Below are 20,823 nucleotides of genomic sequence, written 5' to 3' on the forward strand. Positions count from 1 at the left end.
CGACGCGAACCCAGCTCGAAAATCGACCACTAGCCCACTTCCCCGGCGACGTCGTTGGCGCAAAAGTGGGTGTCGGGGAGCTTCCACTCCCGAGCGAGGTACCTCCGAAGCACAGCTATTGACGGGAAGAACGGTTGGGTATCGTCCTCCGATTGTGATCACGCCCGGTCACGGCGAGGGGCCGTTGAAATGCATGACTTTGCCGTCAACGTTCAGAACCGTGTTCTATCCGTCGTCAGGAGCGTCCTTGAGCAGAACGCGATCACCGCCGATGTCCACCCGGAGTCGCGGCTTGTGGATATCGGATTGAGCTCGATGGGCATGGTCGAGCTGATGCTCAAGGTTGAGGCCGAGTTCGACCTCATCCTTCCCCAACTCGCGATCACGCCCGAGAATTTTCAATCGGTGAAGACGATGGAGCGGATGATCCTCAACCAGCTCGGACCCGGGTCGGGATGAAGCCGGTTGAACAGAGATTCTGTTTCGACGACCAGGCAGGCCGCATAGACAATGATTGCACGGTCGCTCTGGCCGCGACCTTGCCGACCAGCGGGCAGGTGCGCGCGGATGTCGATCCAGCCCAACTGCACGATCAGGTCGTGACGACCAGAGGCGACGCGCCGCAGCGCGGACGCTCTGCCGCCAAGACCTGGCTGCAAGCCTTCGAACGAACCGCGCGGGTCGCAGCGGAGCCGCATCGTTTGTTCGCCGACATCGTAGAAGAATGGGCTCAGCGTCAGCCCGGGCGACCTGCCTTGCTCTCGGACGGCCACTCGTTCACCTATGGAGAACTCGCCGCCCGGATCAACCGGTATGCGCGCTGGGCGCGCAGCCTTGGCCTTCATGCAGGCCGCACCGCCTGTCTGCTGATGCCGAACCGGCCGGACTACCTCGCCTGCTGGCTCGGCATCAGCAGGGTCGGCGGAACGGTCGCGCTGATCAATACCAGGCTGGTGGGCCGGTCGCTCGCCCACTGCATCGACGTCGCGCAGGCCGATCACATCATCCTTGCTGCCGATTGCGTGGATGCGTTCGAGACCGCACGTCCGTACCTGCACCGCCTGCCGCAAAGCTGGAGCATCGGCACTGGCGACCCAAGCGGCGATCTGGACGCGACACTCGCCGCCTTCGAGCCGGGCCCGCTGTCCGCCGCCGAACGTGGCGAGGTCACGATCGATGGACGCGCACTCCTCATCTACACCTCGGGCACCACGGGGCTACCGAAGGCCGCGAACATCAGTCATCGCCGCATTCTCACCTGGGGCGGATGGTTTGCCGGCCTGATGGACGCGTCCGCCAACGATCGTCTCTACGACTGCCTACCGCTCCACCATTCCGTGGGCGGCGTCGCGGCTCCCTGTAGCATGCTCAGCGCGGGCGGTTCGGTCGTGATTGCGGAGAAATTCTCCGCTGGCAGCTTCTGGGACGACATCGTGCGTTTCGACTGCACCGTCTTCCAATATATTGGCGAGCTCTGCCGGTACTTGCTCAAGGCGCCGGCTTCTGAACGAGAGGCGCGACACGGGCTGCGGCTGGCTGTCGGCAACGGATTACGCGGCGACATCTGGGAGATGTTCGCCAGCCGGTTCGCGATTCCGCAGATCCTCGAATTCTATGCCGCAACGGAAGGCAATTTTTCGCTGTTCAACGTCGAAGGAAAACCCGGCGCGATCGGTCGGATTCCGCCGATGCTGGCGCATCGCTTTCCCGCCGCGATCATCAAGGTCGATGCCGACAGCGGCAACCCGCTCCGCAGCGACGCCGGGCTCTGCATCGCCTGCGCCCCTGGCGAGACGGGCGAGGCTGTCGGGCGCATCAGCAGCGCCGGTCGCAACGGCGTACCTTTCGAAGGCTACACGGACCCCGGCGAGACGGAGAAAAAGATTCTGCGCGACGTCTTTACCGAGGGCGATGTCTGGTTCCGCACCGGCGATCTGATGCTGCGCGACGAACAGGGTTACTTGCACTTCGTCGACCGCGTCGGCGATACCTTCCGCTGGAAGGGCGAGAACGTCGCGACCAGCGAGGTGAACGACGCAATAAGGGACTGCCCCGGCGTTCTCGACGCCTCGACCTATGGAGTTGCCGTTTCCGGGGCCGACGGCCGCGCGGGCATGGCGGCTTTGGTGGTGGATCGAGGTTTCGATTTCGGGATGTTCAGCGAACACCTTTCGCATCGGCTTCCGCCCTACGCAATTCCAGCCTTCGTCAGGCTGTGCGGGGCACTGGAGGCGACCGACACTTTTAAGCAGAAGAAGCAGCGGCTGATCCGCGAAGGGTTCGATCCTTCGGTCGTGGACGATCCGCTGTTCCTGCGCGATCCAGCGACCGGTCACTATCATTCGATCGACCGGGCCGCCTACGCGCGCATCGTTGAAGGCGAAATCAGGCTCTAACATCGGCTCGGAAAGCCGAGATGTGAGGTGTACCATGTCGGTCAGGTCAAAGATTTTCTCCGCGATGAAGCAGATCGCCGAGGAACAGAAGGTCACGCTTCCGCCGCTTGAGGACGATCTGTCACTGAACGAAACCGGGTTCGATTCGCTGGCATTCGCAATCCTGGTTGCACGGCTGGAGGACGAACTCGGTATTGATCCCTTTACGGTCGCCGAGGACGCAGCCTTCCCGTCAACCCTCGGTGAGTTCGTCAGAGCTTACGAGAATGTCCCCGCCTGACATCTTCGCGCTGCGCCAATATCTCGGCCCGGAGCTGACGGACCGCAAGATTTCCGATGCCCGGCACAGTGTATCGCTGACCGACATTATCGAGCACAGCTGCCTGACTGGCAGGCCCTGCGAGCTGTCCGGCCGCTCGGTGCTGCTTGCGACGTCGGGACAGCTGCTGTCCGCGCTTGCATTGATCGAGCTCGACGGCGTCGCCCGCCGCATACTCCTATGCCCGCCCGACCTCGATTGGGATCGCCTGCAGGTCCTGCTCGAGCAGGCCGAGATCGACACCATCGTCACCGACCGGCCGTTACAGCGATGCAGTGCCGGCAAGTACGCCGTTATCGGCATCGACCTGCCCGAACGGAGGACCTTGGGGTGGAAGGTCGACCGCGCGACCGAGTGGCTCATGCTAACCTCGGGGACGTCAGGGCTGCCGAAGATCGTCCGGCATACGCTCGATGGGCTCGCCGGCGCGATCATCGCCGACGGGCCTTCACGCTACCGGAACGCAACCTGGGCGACATTTTACGACATCCGTCGCTACGGCGGCCTGCAAATCTTCCTGCGAACCTTGATCGGCGGCGGATCGATGGTGCTTTCGGAGCCCGGGGAAGCCGTCGCGGCCCATGTGGCGCGGTTGCGCACGGGCGGGGTCACCCACATCTCCGGGACGCCGTCGCACTGGCGCAAGCTCCTGATGAGCGGCGCGGCTGCAGACTTTTCGCCGCACTATGTCCGCCTGTCGGGCGAGATCGCAGATCAGGCAGTGCTCGACGGCCTGGCTCGGGCATTTCCGCATGCGTCGATCGGCCACGCCTATGCCTCGACCGAGGCTGGCGTCGGTTTCGGTGTGGACGACGGGCGCGAAGGTTTTCCCGCCGGCCTGATCGGCCGGAATCGCGACGGTGTCGAGATGAAGGTGGTCGACGGCTCGCTGCGGATCCGTTCCAAGAGGACCGCGCGCGCCTATGTCGGCGCCGATGCGCCGCCGCTCGCCGACGCAGACGGCTTCGTCGATACCGGCGATATTGTCGAGCTGCGCGGCGAACGATACCACTTCGTCGGCCGGCGAGGCGGCATCATCAACATCGGCGGGTTGAAGGTGCATCCGGAGGAGGTGGAAGCCGTGATCAACCGGCACGCCTGCGTCCTGATGTCGCGCGCGCGATCGCGCAGGAGCCCGATCACCGGTGCCATTGTGGTCGCCGATGTCATCCTCGCCGACGGCATCGATCCGGAGCGCCACGAGACGATCCGCAAGGAGATTCTCGGCCGGTGCAAAGACTGCCTGGCGGTATGGAAGGTGCCTGCGGTGATCCGCTTCGTCGAACGGCTCGACGTCACGGCAGCGGGGAAACTGGCGCGCACCGATGCGTAACGTCCTCGTCACCGGCGGCAGCCGCGGCATCGGTCTTGCCATTGCGCGCAGGCTCGCCGCATCCGGCGACTACAATGTGGTCGCGGTAGCGCGCCGCGAGAGCGGGGAGCTTGCGGCTGCCATCCGCGAAGCGGAGCGGCGCCTGCATTTCCGCGCCTGCGACCTTGCGGTGACCGATGCGATCCCGGCCTTCGCAAAATCGGTGCGCGACGAATTCGGCACGATCTACGGCCTCGTCAACAATGCCGGGATCGGCACCGATGGGCTGCTGGCCACCATGCACAATTCCGAGATCGAGGCCTTGATTCGCCTGAACGTATTGTCGCCGATCATCCTGACCAAATATTTGGCGCGCCATATGATGGCAGACGGCGCGGGGCGGATCGTCAACGTCTCCTCTATCGTCGCCTCGACCGGCTACAGCGGCCTGGCCGTGTATGCCGCGTCCAAGGCCGCGATTGCCGGCTTCACCCGTTCGCTGGCCCGAGAAGTCGGCAGGGTCGGCATCACCGTGAACGCGATCGCGCCCGGCTTCATCGACACGGAATTGACCGGGTCCTTGGACGACGAAGGCCGTCGACGCATTACCGGCCGCAGCGCATTACGCCGCCTGCCCGAAGCCGACGACGTCGCTTCCATGGTCGAATATCTTCTCGGCGAAGGTGGCCGAAACATCACCGGCACCGTCGTGACGGTCGACGCCGGCAACACCGCCTGACTACCGGGACTCAGCATCCGTCCATCCGCCGGTTCGACCTTCCGGACCAGGCTTATGTCCATGCCGATCAAACTTGGGGGCGAAAACCGTTCAAATCCTGAATCACAGAGATATTCGTACATGCTGCGTGGCAATCTGAATGCGGCGCCGACGGAAGAAGTCAATTTCGGCCGCGACTCCGATCTCCCTTCCCTTCTCCCTGCGAACAGGCAAATCTACAGGCAAAACGCCCCGTTGCGGGGCGGCCGACCCCAAGAGAAGGGGCAAGAAGTACTTGAAAATACCTGCAAAATCCAACCGTCGGAGCGGCGCTGCGCTTGAATCGGAACAGGGAGCTTTTCGGCAAGGAACAGGGAATCTGTCTGCCGCGAGCAGGGAAATGCTAAGCGTCCAATTCTCACACGCTTTGTCTCGTCCTTTGCGAACACGATCTGTTCTCGCTCTCGACTTGCAGATGAGGAGAGCAAGATGGTGGATGAGAACGGAGCGTGGACCCGTCAAGGCGAGGCTTTCTGGCGGGAGCGCCACGATGCCTGGAAGCGCAGCGACTTGAATCAACGGCAGTATTGCGAGGCGGACGTATTCCGCTCAAGGCGTTCGGCAACTGGCGCGCGAAGTTCAGAGCGGAGACGGCAGCGGTAGCCGGCGAATGTCGAGTGGCCTCGAGCTGAGGTCGATTTTTGAAGGGAACTTGCGGCGGGAATTGGCAAGCCAAAAGCGGCCCCGTCGAGAGCTGGGCCGTTCGAGGTTGTCCGGCTTCGGTCATGGTGTCCGGCAGTACCGAAGCCTGCGACGAACGCGGCCCATTGTCACTTTCCTTGCCGCAATGAAAGGGCAAGGGGTACCTCCAGAGAGGCGCGGCAAAGTGCTCTCTTTACGCTCGCGTGAAAAAACGGAAATTGATATTTCCGATGCCGTGCAATTTCCAGTGGGAATACCCATGCCGCTCGCAATGATTGAAACGGGGCACTACAAGGTAGATCTCGGTCCGGCGCCGATCAAGCAATCCTGGATCATTGAAGGCACTCCGGAAGCTCGTTCGCGCCTGCTGTCGGCGAGCGCATGCAAAACTTCCAAAACGGTGGTCTGGTCGTGCACCGAAGGAAAATTCAACTGGTACTACGATCGCGACGAGACCATCTTGATCCTGGAAGGATCAATCGTGCTTGAGAGCGAAGGCATGCCGCCGAAGCGCTATGGCGTCGGTGACGTGATCACTTTTCGCGAGGGAGCGCACGCCAAATGGCACGTCGAGGGTTACGTGAGGAAGCTAGCGTTCCTCCACGTGAACAGTCCATTCCCGATTGCCGTCGCCATCCGCGTCATCAGAAAGCTCAGGTCGTTGATCGCGCGGAACGCGCCCGGCGGGCAGCAAGACCGCCCGTCCGCTATGCCCACGGACTAAGGCTCCAGCCGTGTCACGTAGGCGGGAAACCGGATGCCGCTTCCAGCTTGGATAGTTGCGAGCAGGGAAAATTGTAAGATCCGCAGATCCGCCGAGCGGGGCTTGTTGAGGACTGGCACTTCCTCAAAGCCGTTGGAGGCGCCTACTGTGCGGTACCCGCTAAAGAAGAAGAGGGAAGCGGCCTATGGGCAACCACCGCGGCGACGGGCCCCACCCTTTTTCCCGACCTGTTTCTCTCGAATGCGAACTGAGCGTGAGCTTCAGCCTCCGCGCCGCCCCGGTTTGGCGGCCTCTCCTTTCGGCTCAAAGGTACTCGAAGGTCGATGCCTGATTGCAGGCTGGTCACTTCAGCCCACCGCGGGCCCCCTCAGATCCTCAAGCGTCGTGTTGCAGGCCTCCTCGGCCTCCGTGAAAGTCGCAAACGCCGAAGCGCCGATCTTGATCGCGCCGTCATTCCGATAGAGCGACCGCCACGACGCCACATAGCCGGCACTTCCATGAAAGCCAGAACCAGCAGGGCTCTCATACGTGATCACAAAGGAAAAGCCGTCGCCGATCGCGCTCCAAATTTCCATGTGCTCGACGGCACGGTGAAAATGAAGGGACATCACGATGCGCCCACGCGCTTTCGGCTCGACGACAGAGTTTAGTCCCGATGGCAGGCCGTCCATGGAGAAACGGCCCTGACCATAGGGGGCAGCAGGGAGGGCCAGGGCCGCCGCTCCAGATGTGCCCACGTCCAGTCGGCACATCTCTGCTATCGCATCTGGAGCCGTTCGCTATCGCCCGCGACTGCGTTTTACCTGACAACGGACAAACCGCGATGGATCCAGAGCTGCAGATCACGGATAAATACACTGCTCTGCCGGTCGTTTGGCTGCGATTTGGAATCAGCCGCCTGCCCCGACGGACTACCCCGCCAAGCTTGCGGGAAACATCGACCTCGCCGATCAAGCGGCGCCCGCACCGATCATTCCCGGCGCACGCCGACGCCTGGCGCCTCGTTCCCCGCCGGTCGAGCCAGATCGCGCAGATGGGGGCCGCCGGCCCATAGCAGCAGGAGCGTCGACCAAGCGCGGTGGCGCGACGATTTCTCAGCGCTCCGGATTCAATCCGGAATGCGGGCCTTCTCCCGCGGGGCGGTCGCGCGATCGTTTTGCGAGATGGCGAGGGCCGCAAGCACCGTCCGATTGCTGATTTCAAGCTTTTGAAAGATGTTGTGCAGGTGCACCTTGATGGTGCCATCGGCAATGTTCAGCCGCCGCCCGATCTCCTTGTTCGACAACCCTTCGGAGACCAGCCGCATGATCTGACGCTCGCGGTCCGTCAGCGCAGTCAGGGCGCTCTCCGTATTGGTACCCTGCCCCTGCGACACGATCGACTCGGATGGGGCGGCCGGCAGCAGATTGTGATTGTTGGCGACGTGCCGCAAGGACTGCACCAGCGGTTCGGGCTCCGTATCCTTCAGGACGATGCTGCAGGTCATGGGCGTCGCCGCGAGTACCAGCTCACAATCTTCACTCGCGGCGAAGAACACCAAACGGGTCGAGCGATTTTCTGAATTGACGGTCGAAAGTATTCTCAGCGCGCCGAGTTCAGGCAATGCGGGATCGACAATCGCGATATCGGGCGCCAAGTTACGGATCGCTTCGATGCAGCTCGCGGCATCGCTGCAAGATGCGACGATATTGAAATCCGCTACGGCACCGAGCACGTTGCTCAGGCCCTGCAAAACGACCGGATGCCGGTCTGCAATGACTACACTGGTACGTCGCATTGGGCGCTCCTCAGCGTGTCGCCCCCAAAAGATAAACGCCCCCAAAAAGATAAACTCTGTAGCCCCGGCACTATTTCACCAATATCGATAGAATCATCCGAAATTTCCAAAAACACAAGCGATACTTAAGGGTTAACGGACGCGGCGGTCTGCTCGCTTCCCGACTCTCATCCAGCAATTTGGCCCGTAAGAACCCGGTAGTCCGGCCGCGGCACACAGGCCTTGGTTGCGAACGCGCCCGGACAACGGCGAAATCTTGAACGGCCAACACCTTCGATATTTCCGCAACGTTGATGTGTACCGCGTCGTTAACTCACTTGCAGAATGTGTTCGCGCAGACGTGGCATCGACCAACAAAAACTCCGAGAAGTTCTTCAACGTTGAATCAACATCTCGACCTTATTCGCGCAGAGACTGTGCCAGAAGCGGTTTTTAACCACCGCACTCGTACGGATATATCCGCGCCCGCTCCTATAACGAACGATATATAGGGCGATCTCAAATTCGCATCTAACATTCATAAACGCTTAAGAAAATGTGGTGCGATCGCCGACAACGTTCGGCAAACGACAAAAGAGGAGGGCCACGATCGAAGTACCTCAATTTTTTTGAAGACTGAAAGCTCAGGGAGAACGACCAATTTAACAACAACGATTCGTTCGTCCGTCGAAGAACCAAATTGAGTTCAACCGTCCGTCGCTGTTGTGTCATTGCGTAGGCTGGAGGGTAAAATGAGGAGGCGGCAATCTTACGGAATGGTTCTTATTGGAAGAAACGTTCTGATTAGAGAAGGTATTGCTAGAATATTGCACGCGGCTAATTTTCGTATCGCGGCATCGACGTTAAGCCCCGCGGAATTGCCAAGCTCACTTCAAACAGAGCAACTGATGTTTCTCATCGTCCACACCGGCGATGATTTCGATCTCGCGAGAGAACAAATCGGATATGTGAAAGATCGGTATCCGGAGGCGCGCATCGCGATCGTCTCGGACAACTATCGGCCGGCCGAACTGGCTTCTGCATTTCGTGCTGGCGCCAACGGCTATTTCGTCAACGTCATTTCGTGCGACGCTTTCATCAAGTCGGTGGAGCTCGTCACGATGGGCGAGACCGTCTTCCCGCCCGCATTTCTGTCGTTCGCTCTTGACGGAAATCGCGAGCGCGAAGCAACGCCGCTCAGCGAAAGCGAGCACGCAATCCTCGTCACGTCGGAGGACACGATCTCGCCGCAGCTGTCGCCGCGCGAAAAGGCAATTCTATCGTGCCTTATCGAGGGCGATTCCAACAAATGCATTGCCCGAAAGATCGATATCGCCGAAGCGACCGTGAAGGTCCACGTCAAGGCGATCCTGCGCAAGATCCGGGTCCAGAACCGGACACAAGCGGCGATCTGGGGAATGAACCATGGATCGCTGGTACGAGCGGCAAGCGGTCGCGCGCTCACAGCCGTCGATCCGGGCAGAGGGATCGCGAAGCCGCTCGATGTGATCTCCGAGATGGAGCAGATCAACGAGCCGGCCTCATTGGTCCCCCAGTCCAGTCACGTCGCGGTACCCCCTATCGACGGTCTGCTCCGCAAGGGCGCCGACCGAGGGACACGCGTGGCGACACGGCTCTACAAGTAGGCGCAGGGATCCGAACACGACTGCCATCGCGCGAGTGATCCCATCGCGGAATAAGTTGCGACACTTTCGTCGACTTCCCCGACGTCCAGGACGCGTTCCTGCTGCGCTCGCGTGAATAGCACGCAAGCGCAGCAGGGACTCTCCTCGGTTGACGAGGCGCAGCGTGCAGACTGCGGGAGCCGGTCTCTTCTATCGCTCCCGTTGCAGGGACTTTCGCAGCTCCACTGCGCCGCTTTCGCCGCTATGGTTCCGCTGGAACGTTTCCTCCTTACCTTCGCCGCCCAGCGCGGCCGATTTGCGACTCGATCTGGCAGTGCCGTCGACCATCGTAGTTACCTAATTATCGCCAACTCCCATCATTATCGCCAATTCCCATCCAGTGAGCTGTAATGTACTGGTTTAATTGGAGATGAGCGACTGGGTAGCAGAGTTACATGGGTCATCTGTCCTTCACCAATTTGCCGGCCTCAACAAAGTGTCCGGCACATTCGGTCGACGGCGGCAGGGCGCCCCCAGCAAGCGTCGGTAGGGGCCGGTTAGTTGCCTCGTGCGACTTCGTCTGCTGCATCTTCCGCCAACCGACGTTCGCCTTGGTAAATCGACATGTTTAACTTGGGCACCGTCGCGAAGCCTCAACTATCAGCGGTGGTGCGAATGCTGCAGACCAATGGAACGGATAATAGGGTAAATCGGGACAACGTGCCGCGTGAACTTCGACCGGCACCGACCGTGTCGCTGGTAGAAGTGCTAGCCTTCCTACGACGACATCTCCCGATCATATCGCTGACAACCTTGGCAACGCTTAGCGTTGCCATCCTTTACCTAATCATCGCGGTACCGACGTTTACGGCGAAGGCGGAACTCATCGTAGACTCGAAAGCGGTCGACCCCACGTCGGTGTCAACGATCGTCGAAAGTCAGATAAGGATCATCACGTCTGACAGCATCGCCAGCGCTGTGATCGGAAAGCTCGGCCTTGCTCAAGATCCGGAATTTGAGGTCGGCCAAACCAGCCTCTTGAGCTCGGTATCCCGTCTGCTCGGCTGGAGTAAACCAGAAACGAAAGCTACTGCCGCGCGCTATGTCGTGGAATCGTTCCAACGCAAGCTCTCGGCAAAGCGAATAGGCCCGACATATCTTGTCGAAATTGCTTTCGACTCCAGAGATCCTGATCGCGCGGCGCAGATCCTAAACGCCGTTGCGGAAAAATATATTACCCATCAAATGGACTATGGCGGCTTGCAAGATGATTCATGGATCAAGGATCGATTGAACGAGTTGAGCACTCAGGCATCAGCTGCTCAAAAGGCATTGGCGGATTACAGCAGAGATGGGAAGGATGCAGCGGATTCCGCTGCTACTATCGATAGACTGACGGCTGCTGCCGAATCTTCCAAAAGCGCCTATGATAATTTTCGCCACGTGCTGCGTAAGATGGAAGTCACGCGACAACAAACCTCGCCGGTATTTGAGGCGAGTCTCATCACTGGGGCGTCGCCTCCCTTGAGGCCCAGTTCGCCGAAAGCCAGAATCGTGCTTGGAGCAGCGATCGTTGTGGGCGGGCTTCTTGGCATCGCTATCGGAATACTGCGCGATCTGTCGGAAATTCTCGCCATCGGGCGGGAGCCCCGTCTAAGCGCACAAGACGACTGGATCGAGCGACCTATTCCGGACGTGGTTCGAACAGATCATCAACCTGAAATATCGGCAAAGACAAGGCCAGCGCGCCTTACGGGTTCGGGGTGAATCATACCTGACAATCGGCATGCCGCCGGCAGTTGGCTTGTCCTGGACGCGAAAGCGCTTCGGATCGCGCTTACCGCCAGGCTGCGAGGAGTACATCCTGAAACTCATGGGATGAAAGCATGTGCGGAATTTCCGGTATTTGGGAGCGTAACGGTTGCAGCCTTCAAGATCTGAAAACGCGCGCGTCTGCAATGACGCAAACCCTGAGCCACCGCGGGCCGGATGACAGCGGAGTTTGGTTAAACGAACAAGCCAGCATTGCCTTCGGGCAACGTCGCCTGGCAATTATCGACCTGTCCCCAATGGGACATCAACCGATGGTCTCGACCAACGGGCGATATACAATCACGTTCAACGGCGAAATATATAATTTCCGAGAACTGAGGGCCGAATTGGAGCGCCGCGGAGTTCAGTTTCGCGGGCATTCAGATACAGAAGTTATTGTCGAAGGGTTCGCCCGATGGGGCGTCAAATCGACTATCGCTCGCTTGAACGGGATGTTCGCAATTGCCGCGTGGGACGCCCGAGAGCGTCAACTGTTCCTGGCTCGTGATCGAATGGGCGAAAAGCCGCTCTACTGGGCGATTTTCGATGGACTGGTTTTGTTCGGATCAGAATTGAAGGCGCTGCGCGCGCATCCAGGCTGGAAGCCAAGACTCAATCGTGGAGCGATCGCCGCCTTTCTTCGGCACGGCTATGTGCCAGGTCCGTTCACGATCTATGAAGGTGTCTACAAACTGCCGCCCGCCGGGTTCGCCAAAATTGCGAGCGGCGGCGGTCCCGAAGTGGGCGTGTACTGGGATCTGGCCGGTGTTGTTTCGCAAGGGCAGCGCAATACGCTTCGAGCCGACGAAGAGGGACTGGTCGATGAGCTCGAGGCGTTGCTGCATGATGCAGTATCGCGCCGCATGATAGCGGATGTCCCGCTTGGCGCCTTTCTGTCGGGCGGCTATGACTCATCTACCGTCGTCGCACTGATGCAGAAAGCCTCTCCGAGACCGGTCAGGACGTTTACCATCAGCTTTGAGAACCCGACATTCGACGAAGCGAAACACGCTGAGGCTGTCGCGCGACATCTTGGGACCGACCATACAACGTTTCCCGTTAGCGGCGCTGACGCTCTCAATGTAGTGCCGAATCTGGCCGATATGTATGACGAGCCATTCGCCGACTCCTCCCAGATTCCGACCCATATTGTTTCCGCCTTGACGCGAAAACGCGTCACGGTGGCTCTGTCAGGAGATGGTGGAGACGAATTGTTTTCCGGATACGACCGGTATCAACGGATGGACAATGTTTGGCGACCGGCTGCGAAGATGCCGCTTGCGCTCCGCCGCCTCGCGTCTTCAAGCATTCGCGCTGTTCCGCCTAGCACTTTCGACAGCATAGCGCGCTATGTACCATACGTTCGGCGCGTGCCACGTGTCGGCCAAAAGGCTCATCGGTTAGCGCAAATCCTCTCAACGTCATCGATCGATTCCATGTACTATCAAATTATGTCACAGACCCAAGACGATCTTGTAAAAGGATCACAAGAGGTGCGGACGGCCTGCTGGGACCAAAACCTCGAGGTCCTCTTGCCAGATCCGATCGACCGTATGCGCTACCTCGACATGTGCGCGTATTTGCCCGATGACATCCTGACCAAGGTTGATCGGGCCTCTATGGCTGTCGCTCTCGAGGTGCGTGTTCCGCTCCTCGACCATCGACTGGTTGAATGGGTCTGGAAGCTGCCGTCCGTTCAGAACGCGCGTGCCCGGCGCCCCAAACATTTGCTCCGGCGTGTTCTTGCCCGCCATGTGCCCGATCGTTTGGTCGAGCGCCCGAAAATGGGGTTCGGGGTTCCGCTCGCAGATTGGTTGCGCGGTCCATTACGGAATTGGGCCGAAGACCTGATGAGCGAAGCTTGCCTGATCGCCGGTGATATTTTTTACGTCGAGGCCATTCGCTCGCTCTGGGCCGAATTTCTGAGCGGAGATAGTCGGCGGTATTATCTCATTTGGAATATCTTGATGTTTCAGGCGTGGCACCGTCGGTGGGGCGAGGCGTCGGTGGCGGATACCGGAACAAGCGCTTGGCATCCCTTTCGAATTGAAGATATGGCGATGACACCCTCTATCGTTTTGGGAGCCGGCAGCGCGTGACGACTGACCCATTGAGCTCGGGTGTCAGGTCCGAATTCTCTCGATGGATTTTTCCATTCCCTATCCATCGAAGGATCATAGCTATCCGATTGGGCGGCTGGGAAGTCCAACCTTAAATATGGCTTCGCGCATGCGCGTGACGACGCCCGGCTGAGTTTTGCCGAGGAGGACATACCGGTGAGGACACTAAGACGGGAAATCGTCCAGCCGGTTCGACATCGGCAGGTTGCGGGCAACGCTCATCGATGACGCTCCGCTTCGTCTAGCGCTCCCGCAACGATTCCTGCTTGTACCTCGCCAGCGGCGAGAGAAGGTAGCTGATGATCGTACGCGCGCCGGTCTTGATCTCGACCGTCACTGCCATACCGGGGCCGAGCTTGACCAGTTTGTCCTCCACCTGCATATGCGTGCGATCGAGTGAAATGCGCGCCGCATATTCCAGCTCCTGGCCCCTCGGCTCACTGCTGCCCTGCGCCGTGCCCGATGCCCGGTCATTCGACCCGCCTTGTTGTTGCCTGTCGCGCGCTATGGCGTCCGTCGACACGCTGAGCACGTCCCCATGGAGGAGTCCGTAGCGCGTGAAGTTGAACGTATCGACCTTGATCTCCGCCTTCTGCCCCGGGTGAACGAACCCGATGTCGCGGTTGGAGAGCATGGCCTCGATCTCGAGCTGACTCTCGCTTGGAACCACGATGGCGAGCGCCTGCGCCGGCGTCACCACGCCGCCCACGGTATGAACGGCGAGCTGTTGCACGACGCCGTCGACCGGCGCGGTCAACTGCTGGAGCTTCGTGCGCCGCTCCGCCTTGACCACTTCCTGCGCAGCGCTCGCCGACTTCTGCTCGGCTTTCGCAAGTGCGTCATAGGTCGCGCGCCGGTACTCTGCGGCGGTCCTCTCTTTCGTCTCCTTCAGTAAGGCGATGGCTGCGTCGGCCTCGCGGAGCCGGCTCTGCTGAAGAACGAGATCCTGCTGAAGGCCGACCAGCTCCTGATACTCGGAAAGATAAACGACCTTGGACGCGAGCGCCTTGTCGACGAGCCCCTTGCGGATGTCGACCCGCTCCTGGAGTACCGGGATGGTCGCCTGCAGCTTCGCCACGCTCGCCGACGTGGTCGCCCGCTCGGCGTCCTTCTGACCCTGCTGGCGCTCGATCTCGGCGAGCTTGGCGTTCTGCTCGGAGCGCTGGCTGATCAGAAACTGCCGATGCATCTCGATCTCCGCGGCACTGGCGCTCTGCGGTGGCCGGAAGGCGGCAAGCGGATCCTCGGCGAGCGCCGCGCGCAGCCGCGCGACGTCGAGCTCGGCCGCAAGGAGATCACTTCTCTGGCGCTCCTGATCGGCTTCCGTCATCGTTGGGTCGAGCTCGATCAGAACGTCGCCGGCCTTGACGCTCTGTCCGTCGCGGACGTGGATGGCGCGGACAACGCCCGTCTCGAACGGCTGGATCAGCTTGGTGCGGCCGCCTGGCACGATCTTGCCCGTCGCGGTCGCGACGATATCGACGCTGCCGACCGATGCCCACAACAGCGCGATGCAAAAGACCGCGATGATGCTCACTCCGATCGCACGCCCGACCGGCGACGGCGGCGTTTCAGTGATCTCGAGTGCCGCCGGCAGGAACGCGATTTCGTGTTCGCGGCGGCGAGGTTCGCGCCTCGGAAACGGAACGATATTTCGGCTAGCGGATGTCATGGATTCCGGCCTGCAGATAATGAAGGTTGGCGTAGCGCCCATTCGAGCGGATCAGCTCGTCATGGCTGCCGTCCTCGACGATGCGGCCATGCTCGAGTGTGATGATCCGGTTCGCGTTGCGTACGGTCGAAAGCCGATGCGCGATGACGAAGACAGTCCGCCCCGCGGCAATCCGCTTCATGTTCTGCTGGATAGCCCGCTCGCTTTCATAGTCGAGCGCGCTGGTCGCCTCATCGAGGATGAGGATACGCGGATCGGTGATGAGCGCGCGCGCGATCGCAACACGTTGACGTTGGCCGCCTGAGAGACTGCTGCCGCGTTCACCGACGATGGTATCGTAACCCTCGGGCAGCTCCAGGATGAAGTCGTGCGCGCCAGCCAGCGACGCCGCCTCGATGACACGCTCCATGGGCATGGCCGGGTCGGCGAGTGCGATGTTCTCTCGGATCGAGCGATTGAAGAGCACGTTCTCCTGCAAGACCACGCCGATCTGGCGCCGAAGCCAGGTCAGATCGACCATCGCAAGGTCGACGCCATCGACCAGCACACGGCCGCTCTCCGGCACATAGAGACGCTGGATCAGCTTGGTAATGGTGCTCTTGCCCGAGCCCGACGAGCCCACAATACCGACGACCTGGCCGGGATCGACGTTGAAGGACACGTTGTGCAGCACTTCGGGACCGTCGGCGCGGTAGCGGAAGGTCGCGTGCTCGAACGTAACCTTGCCGCGGATCGGTGGCAGGGCAGCCCGGGCCGGACTGAAGCTCGGCTCGGGAATGGTGTTGAGGATGTCGCCAAGACGATCGATCGACAGACGGGCCTGATGGAAGTCCTGCCACATCTGCGCGAGCCGAAGCACCGGCATACTCACCCGCCCCGCCAGCATGTTGAACGCAACGAGCTCGCCGACGCTCAGGTCGCCGCCGATCACGAGCTTGGCGCCGAAGTAGAGCGTTGCGGCGGTGACCAGCTTGTTGATCATCTGGACCGCCTGACTTGCCGTATTGTTCAGGCTGAGCACGCGGAAGCTCGCGCTCACATAGCCGGCGAGCTGCTCCTCCCAGCGACGCTGCATCTGCGGCTCGACCGCCATCGCCTTCAGCGTCTCGACGCCGGTGACGCTCTCGACCAGGAAGGCCTGATTCTCCGAACCGCGATTGAATTTCTCGTCGAGGCGCCGGCGGAACAACGGCGCGGCGCCTGCAGAAATGCCGATATAGAGCGGGAACGATGCCATGACGATCAGCGTCAGCGGCGTCGAATAGTAGAACATCACCGCAAGGAAGACGACGGTGAACAGGAGATCGACAACAAGCGTGAGCGCCGAGCTCGTCAGGAACTGACGGATGTTCTCCAGCTCGCGGACGCGTGCGACTGAATCGCCGACGCGGCGCGCCTGGAAATATGCGATCGGCAATGCCATCAGGTGACGAAACAGCCGCGCGCCAAGCTCGACGTCGATGCGGTTCGTCGTGTGCGCGAACAGATAGACGCGCAGCGTGCCGAGAACAGTCTCGAACACGGTCAGCGCGACGAGGCCCGCAACCAGGACGTCGAGCGTGCTGAGGCTTCGATGCACGAGCACCTTGTCGATGACAACTTGGAAGAACAGCGGAGAAATGAGAGCAAAGACCTGGAGGAAGAACGACGCGGCCAGCACTTCGCCGAGCAGGCGGCGATACTTGTGGACCGCACCAATGAACCAGCTGATATCAAATCGCCGGGACAGATCCGTCAGAGCCGCACGCCGGGTCATTAGGATGATGTCACCGTCCCAGATGGCCTCGAGCTCCGCCTGGGTCATGGATTCGGGTCGGGGAGACAATGGGCGCTGAACGAGAAGCTTGTCGTCGATGACCTTGCCCAGGATCAGGAAGCCGCCGTCGCGCAGCACGGCAATTGCCGGCAGCGGCGTGACTGCAAGCCTGCTCCAGCTCGATCTCTGGGCCCGGGCCTTGAGCCCGAACTCCTTGGCACAGCGCAGGATTTCGGTCGCACCGACCCGCGCGGTGCCCAGGCGGTGCCGAATTTGCTCCGGGTCGGCCGCAATGCCATGGCAACGCAGCAATATCGCCACCGCAATGAGCCCTGACTCGTCGCCGCTCGCAGGCTCAAGACCCGCCTCGTGGACAGCCATATCGGGTTGATCGGGTGACTGCGTGCGCGTCACGATATCGCGGGCGCGCATGAAGACGTCCCGGGCGTGCGTCAACAGATTGCCGGCATGCATCACGGCGTAGCCGGCGCGCTGCGCCAGATCACGCCCCGGGATGCTCATGCCGGCAAGGGAATGAAGCAACCGGTGCACGAGATTTTGTGAGCCGGCCAGGATCAAACGGCCGTCCCACACTTCTTCGAACTCGGCGCGCGTCATTGTGTTCGGACGCGATGCGGTTGGATGCAGCACAAGTGCCGTCTCGTCATCGACCTTGCCGAGAAGCAGGAATCCGCCATCACGCAGCGACGCGATCCCGGGCAGCGTGGTGCTCGCAAGTCGCTTCCAACGCGTCGTGCGCGAACGGACTTTGACCCCGAATTCATGGGCACAGCGAAGCATCGCGCTGATGCCGATATCGTTGCTCCCGCAACGGTCGCGGAGCTGGTCAGGCTCGGCGTTCACGCCATGAAGGCGCAGGAACAGAGCAAGGGCTCGAAGCCCGAGGTCTGCGGCATGGGCATTTCCATTCTGGATCGCCATTTTTAACTCAACCCTTCGCGGTTACCGACCGCGTATGTGTTCCTTCTCATGCATTCACAAATATTGACGGTGCCGCACCCAGGCGCTGAGCCTGGGTGCGGCCAGGCATCAATGTTGCGGTCTGGCCAGCAACGATTCCAGACCCGAACCGGTCGCTTGCGACACAGCGGCGACGATCTGTCCGGGATCCACCCGGCCTGTGTTACCGGCCAGATACTGGTTCAGCAGCGCAAAGCTCTGGCTCGCCAGGGACGCCGTGCTCGTGCCGGCCGCAACCGGATGATCCGCCACGATGATCGGCTGCTGTGCGGTCGTTGCCAGGGTGCTGGTGGCCGGGTCCACATGCTGCTGGAGCAGCGCGAAGGCCCGGCTTGCCAAGCCCCCCGCGTTCGCGGCGATCGCATGCTGAAGATCGGTGAAGTCGAACCTCTGCGGCGATGTCGTGGTCGTGGCGGGCGTGGTCGTCGCGGCCGTGGTCGTGATGGGCGTGGTAACCGTCGGCACATGATCCGTCACGGTGCTCGTCTGCGACGACGTTGTGCTCGTGTGCGACGACGTCGAGGTCGTTCGGGGATCCGTCACGGTGATGGTCTGCGGCGAGGCCGTCGAAACCGCACCGGTGGTCGGATCCTTCGCGCTCGCAGTCAGCGTGAGCGTTGCGACAGGATGGCCGCCGCCGCGATAGTACGAGTGCAGTTCCAGTCCGCTGTCGACCTGCGCAGCCGTCAAGGTGATGTTGCTTCCTCGGAACGTCTGACCATCGAGCTTATCGGTGATCGTCTCGTACCTCGGCAACCCCGTGATGTTCACTGTCACGTTGTCGTTGGTGTCGGTCGTCGCCACCTTGGTCCCCAGGTCGACGTGACCGCCTCTCCCGCCCACCCAGAGCGAGTTATCCGCGATCGTCAGGACCGGCTTGGTCACTGACGGGGTCGTCGGCGTCGTCGGAGTCGTTGGCGAGGTCGGCGTCGTTGATGTCGGCGGGTCGATTTGGAGACCCGTGAACGTCCTCGCCGCGCCCGAGAGATTGGCGGCAGTGCCGGACGAATCCTTGATGCTCGCACCGTTCGGGAGGTTGACCCCGGTGATGGCGAGCGAGGACACATTGGTGTCGGTCGACGCGACAGTCGTCTTGAAGACGAGCGAACCCGTCCCGGAGCCGCTCACATAGGTGGCCTTTGCGCCGTCATTGAGTGACAGCGTCGGCGTGCCGCTGACCGTCACGGCTTTGCTGAACGCGAGCGTCAATGTGATGGTATCGCCGACATTCTCAATTCCCGTCCCCGGTGAAGCGGAGGCCTGGGTCACCGTCGGTGCGACGTCTGTCGGGGTAGTTGGCGTCGTTGTCGTGCCGGACGAGGAGGTGCTGCCCGACGGTGTCGGCGTGCCCCCGCTCACCGCCTTGAGCATGGGAAGGAGCTTATTCATGTCCGTATTGAGGGCGCTCAACGTCGTCGCATCATAGGCGTTCTGCTGGACGCGAAGGGCGGTCTGGGAGCCTCCCCGCTCGGTGATGTAGGCGCCGTATTGTTCGAGGGCGCGGAACACCTCCTGGCCGAGCGGCGAAAGGCCGTTCGGCATCGGCGTTCCGGGCGCAATGGCCAGAAGCTGGCCTTCCTTCAAGGGAGCACCGGCAGTGTAGCCGTCGGTGCCAATGGCGGGGGAGACATAGCCTGACGACAACAGCGAGTTGTCGACGGCGAGCTGCAGCGCATGATCGATCGTGCCCGTGTCCGTCTGCGCCTTGACCAGGAGCCCGCCGAGCTCGCTCGAGCCGTCGGCAGAGACGCCTGCGCCCAGCATGGATGACCAATTATTTGCCGCAGTGGGTGTCCGGAGGGTGCCCCAGCCGGTGCCCGTGGCCACGTTCGCCTCGCCATACGCCTGGGCGCTAGCGGTCGTGTTGCTCGTGCGGCTGAATCGCCAGAAATTGTAGGCGGTGTCGCCGTCGATGACGATGATCGGGTTGTCGGGATTCGGGTCTGACCCATATCCCGCGCCGCCCCCGCCGGTCGCCCCGACCGGGATATGGACGCTGACGGTTCCGGCGGGCCATCCATAGGTCTCGGGAACAGAAACCTGCACGACCGGGTCCGACGACGAGGCGACGTAGACTGGAAACAGGTCCGACGCGGCGTAGTTATATCCGGTCGAGGTGGGCCAGTTGATCGACGTATATGTTGCTCCGGTGTTGACCTGCTGGTTCCAAAGCGAGGTCGACGAAAACGGAGCTGATGACAAGTTGAATGACATGCGTACCCTTTCGTTCTGTTTACACAGTCTTTGACACAAGGGATTCCACTGCCGCGCATCACGAAGGCGCGCGACATACCACGTGCTCGCAACCTCAGGCCGCGAGCAGATTCCAACGCATCGCAGTCTCGGACCGCGAGCGGATTCCAACGCATCGCAGTCTCGGACGACGAGCGGATTCCAAAGCAGTGGGATTTTAGAAGGTGCCCCCCCAACTGCTGGGTCGGTTGGTTAATGAGCAAAAATGGCGAAAAAACTTTCAAAGTGTGATTTATACTCAAGTATGTAGCGCCCGGCACTACGCGCCGATTTTGCGCCACGTATTGAATTAGTTGGTTTTCTGTCAGCTTGTGCCGCTGTCCGGAGAGGTACAGCTGGGTCCGATGCTACGGCGGGCACGTCGCGTAGGCGAACACATCAGTCTTGGGCGCTTGCGCCTGCTGCATCTTCCTTGGGCGAACGGTGGCGATGGAAGCAGAGACGACGCACCGTCAGCTTTTGCCCGCACGCGCCAGAGCGTTGCGCATGAACTGCACGTGGCAACGCTGCGCCGATAAACATGCGATGTGGCGTTGCTTCTCGATCTGTTTGGAGCAAGTGGCGTTGCGAGTCCTCTGAGCGGCATGGCGGAGTCATCTTGCCGCCGAACAGATTGCGCTCCGGGGTGCCCCTAGGGCTTATTGAAGGCTGAACTCGAGTACGACCTGGACGTTGAA

At 61.0% G+C, this 20,823-nt stretch carries 14 protein-coding genes; 9 read left to right on the forward strand and 5 right to left on the reverse strand.

Features of this window, described 5'->3' with window-relative positions; translation table 11 throughout:
- The first annotated feature begins 189 nt into the window (after window positions 1-189).
- The 6 genes from NLM33_RS14815 to NLM33_RS14840 all read left to right on the forward strand — a co-directional run bounded on the left by NLM33_RS14815 (window position 190) and on the right by NLM33_RS14840 (window position 6,171).
- A complete protein-coding gene (locus tag NLM33_RS14815) occupies window positions 190-459 on the forward strand; it encodes a phosphopantetheine-binding protein (protein WP_254096769.1) in 270 nt (89 codons plus the stop codon).
- Entirely contained in the window at window positions 456-2,396 is a 1,941-nt protein-coding gene (locus tag NLM33_RS14820) for a long-chain-acyl-CoA synthetase (protein ID WP_254096770.1), read from the forward strand. The genes NLM33_RS14815 and NLM33_RS14820 overlap by 4 nt, the downstream gene beginning before the upstream one ends.
- Before the next feature lie 34 nt (window positions 2,397-2,430).
- Window positions 2,431-2,676 (forward strand): acyl carrier protein, encoded by a 246-nt coding sequence (locus NLM33_RS14825; protein WP_254096771.1) that lies wholly within the window; start codon window positions 2,431-2,433, stop codon window positions 2,674-2,676.
- Window positions 2,663-4,048 (forward strand): class I adenylate-forming enzyme family protein, encoded by a 1,386-nt coding sequence (locus tag NLM33_RS14830; RefSeq protein ID WP_254096772.1) that lies wholly within the window; start codon window positions 2,663-2,665, stop codon window positions 4,046-4,048. The genes NLM33_RS14825 and NLM33_RS14830 overlap by 14 nt, the downstream gene beginning before the upstream one ends.
- Window positions 4,041-4,766, forward strand: coding sequence for an SDR family NAD(P)-dependent oxidoreductase (locus NLM33_RS14835; protein ID WP_254096773.1), 726 nt, complete (start codon window positions 4,041-4,043; stop codon window positions 4,764-4,766). The genes NLM33_RS14830 and NLM33_RS14835 overlap by 8 nt, the downstream gene beginning before the upstream one ends.
- Before the next feature lie 940 nt (window positions 4,767-5,706).
- Window positions 5,707-6,171, forward strand: a complete 465-nt coding sequence (locus NLM33_RS14840; protein WP_254105801.1) for a cupin domain-containing protein — start codon at window positions 5,707-5,709, stop codon at window positions 6,169-6,171.
- A gap of 347 nt (window positions 6,172-6,518) precedes the next feature.
- Here NLM33_RS14840 and NLM33_RS14845 read toward each other — a convergent pair whose 3' ends face one another.
- Together NLM33_RS14845 and NLM33_RS14850 are read right to left on the reverse strand one after the other, a co-directional pair.
- Window positions 6,519-6,842, reverse strand: coding sequence for a hypothetical protein (locus NLM33_RS14845; protein WP_371929951.1), 324 nt, complete (start codon window positions 6,840-6,842; stop codon window positions 6,519-6,521).
- A gap of 437 nt (window positions 6,843-7,279) precedes the next feature.
- Entirely contained in the window at window positions 7,280-7,993 is a 714-nt protein-coding gene (locus NLM33_RS14850) for a response regulator transcription factor (protein WP_254096774.1), read from the reverse strand.
- A gap of 659 nt (window positions 7,994-8,652) precedes the next feature.
- Between NLM33_RS14850 and NLM33_RS14855 the strand changes: the two genes are divergently transcribed.
- The 3 genes from NLM33_RS14855 to asnB all read left to right on the forward strand — a co-directional run bounded on the left by NLM33_RS14855 (window position 8,653) and on the right by asnB (window position 13,463).
- Window positions 8,653-9,573 (forward strand): response regulator transcription factor, encoded by a 921-nt coding sequence (locus NLM33_RS14855; RefSeq protein WP_254096775.1) that lies wholly within the window; start codon window positions 8,653-8,655, stop codon window positions 9,571-9,573.
- Window positions 9,574-10,227: 654 nt separating this feature from the next.
- Window positions 10,228-11,319, forward strand: a complete 1,092-nt coding sequence (locus tag NLM33_RS14860; RefSeq protein ID WP_254096776.1) for a Wzz/FepE/Etk N-terminal domain-containing protein — start codon at window positions 10,228-10,230, stop codon at window positions 11,317-11,319.
- Between the two features lie 119 nt (window positions 11,320-11,438).
- The gene (gene asnB, locus NLM33_RS14865; RefSeq protein ID WP_254096777.1) at window positions 11,439-13,463 is read left to right on the forward strand and encodes an asparagine synthase (glutamine-hydrolyzing); all 2,025 of its coding nucleotides are present in this window, start codon (window positions 11,439-11,441) and stop codon (window positions 13,461-13,463) included.
- A 262-nt stretch (window positions 13,464-13,725) separates the two neighbouring features.
- Here the strand turns inward: asnB and NLM33_RS14870 are convergent, their stop codons facing one another.
- From NLM33_RS14870 to NLM33_RS14880, 3 genes are all read right to left on the reverse strand, one after another.
- Window positions 13,726-15,156 carry an HlyD family type I secretion periplasmic adaptor subunit gene (locus NLM33_RS14870; RefSeq protein ID WP_254096778.1) on the reverse strand — a complete coding sequence of 477 codons (1,431 nt, stop codon included), beginning with the start codon at window positions 15,154-15,156 and terminating at the stop codon, window positions 13,726-13,728.
- Window positions 15,143-17,854, reverse strand: a complete 2,712-nt coding sequence (locus tag NLM33_RS14875) for a type I secretion system permease/ATPase (RefSeq protein ID WP_254096779.1) — start codon at window positions 17,852-17,854, stop codon at window positions 15,143-15,145. Before NLM33_RS14875 ends, NLM33_RS14870 begins: the two co-directional genes overlap by 14 nt.
- Before the next feature lie 108 nt (window positions 17,855-17,962).
- Window positions 17,963-20,107 carry a hypothetical protein gene (locus tag NLM33_RS14880; protein ID WP_254096780.1) on the reverse strand — a complete coding sequence of 715 codons (2,145 nt, stop codon included), beginning with the start codon at window positions 20,105-20,107 and terminating at the stop codon, window positions 17,963-17,965.
- Window positions 20,108-20,823 lie beyond the last annotated feature (716 nt).

Source organism: Bradyrhizobium sp. CCGUVB1N3 (assembly GCF_024199925.1).
GTDB lineage: Bacteria > Pseudomonadota > Alphaproteobacteria > Rhizobiales > Xanthobacteraceae > Bradyrhizobium.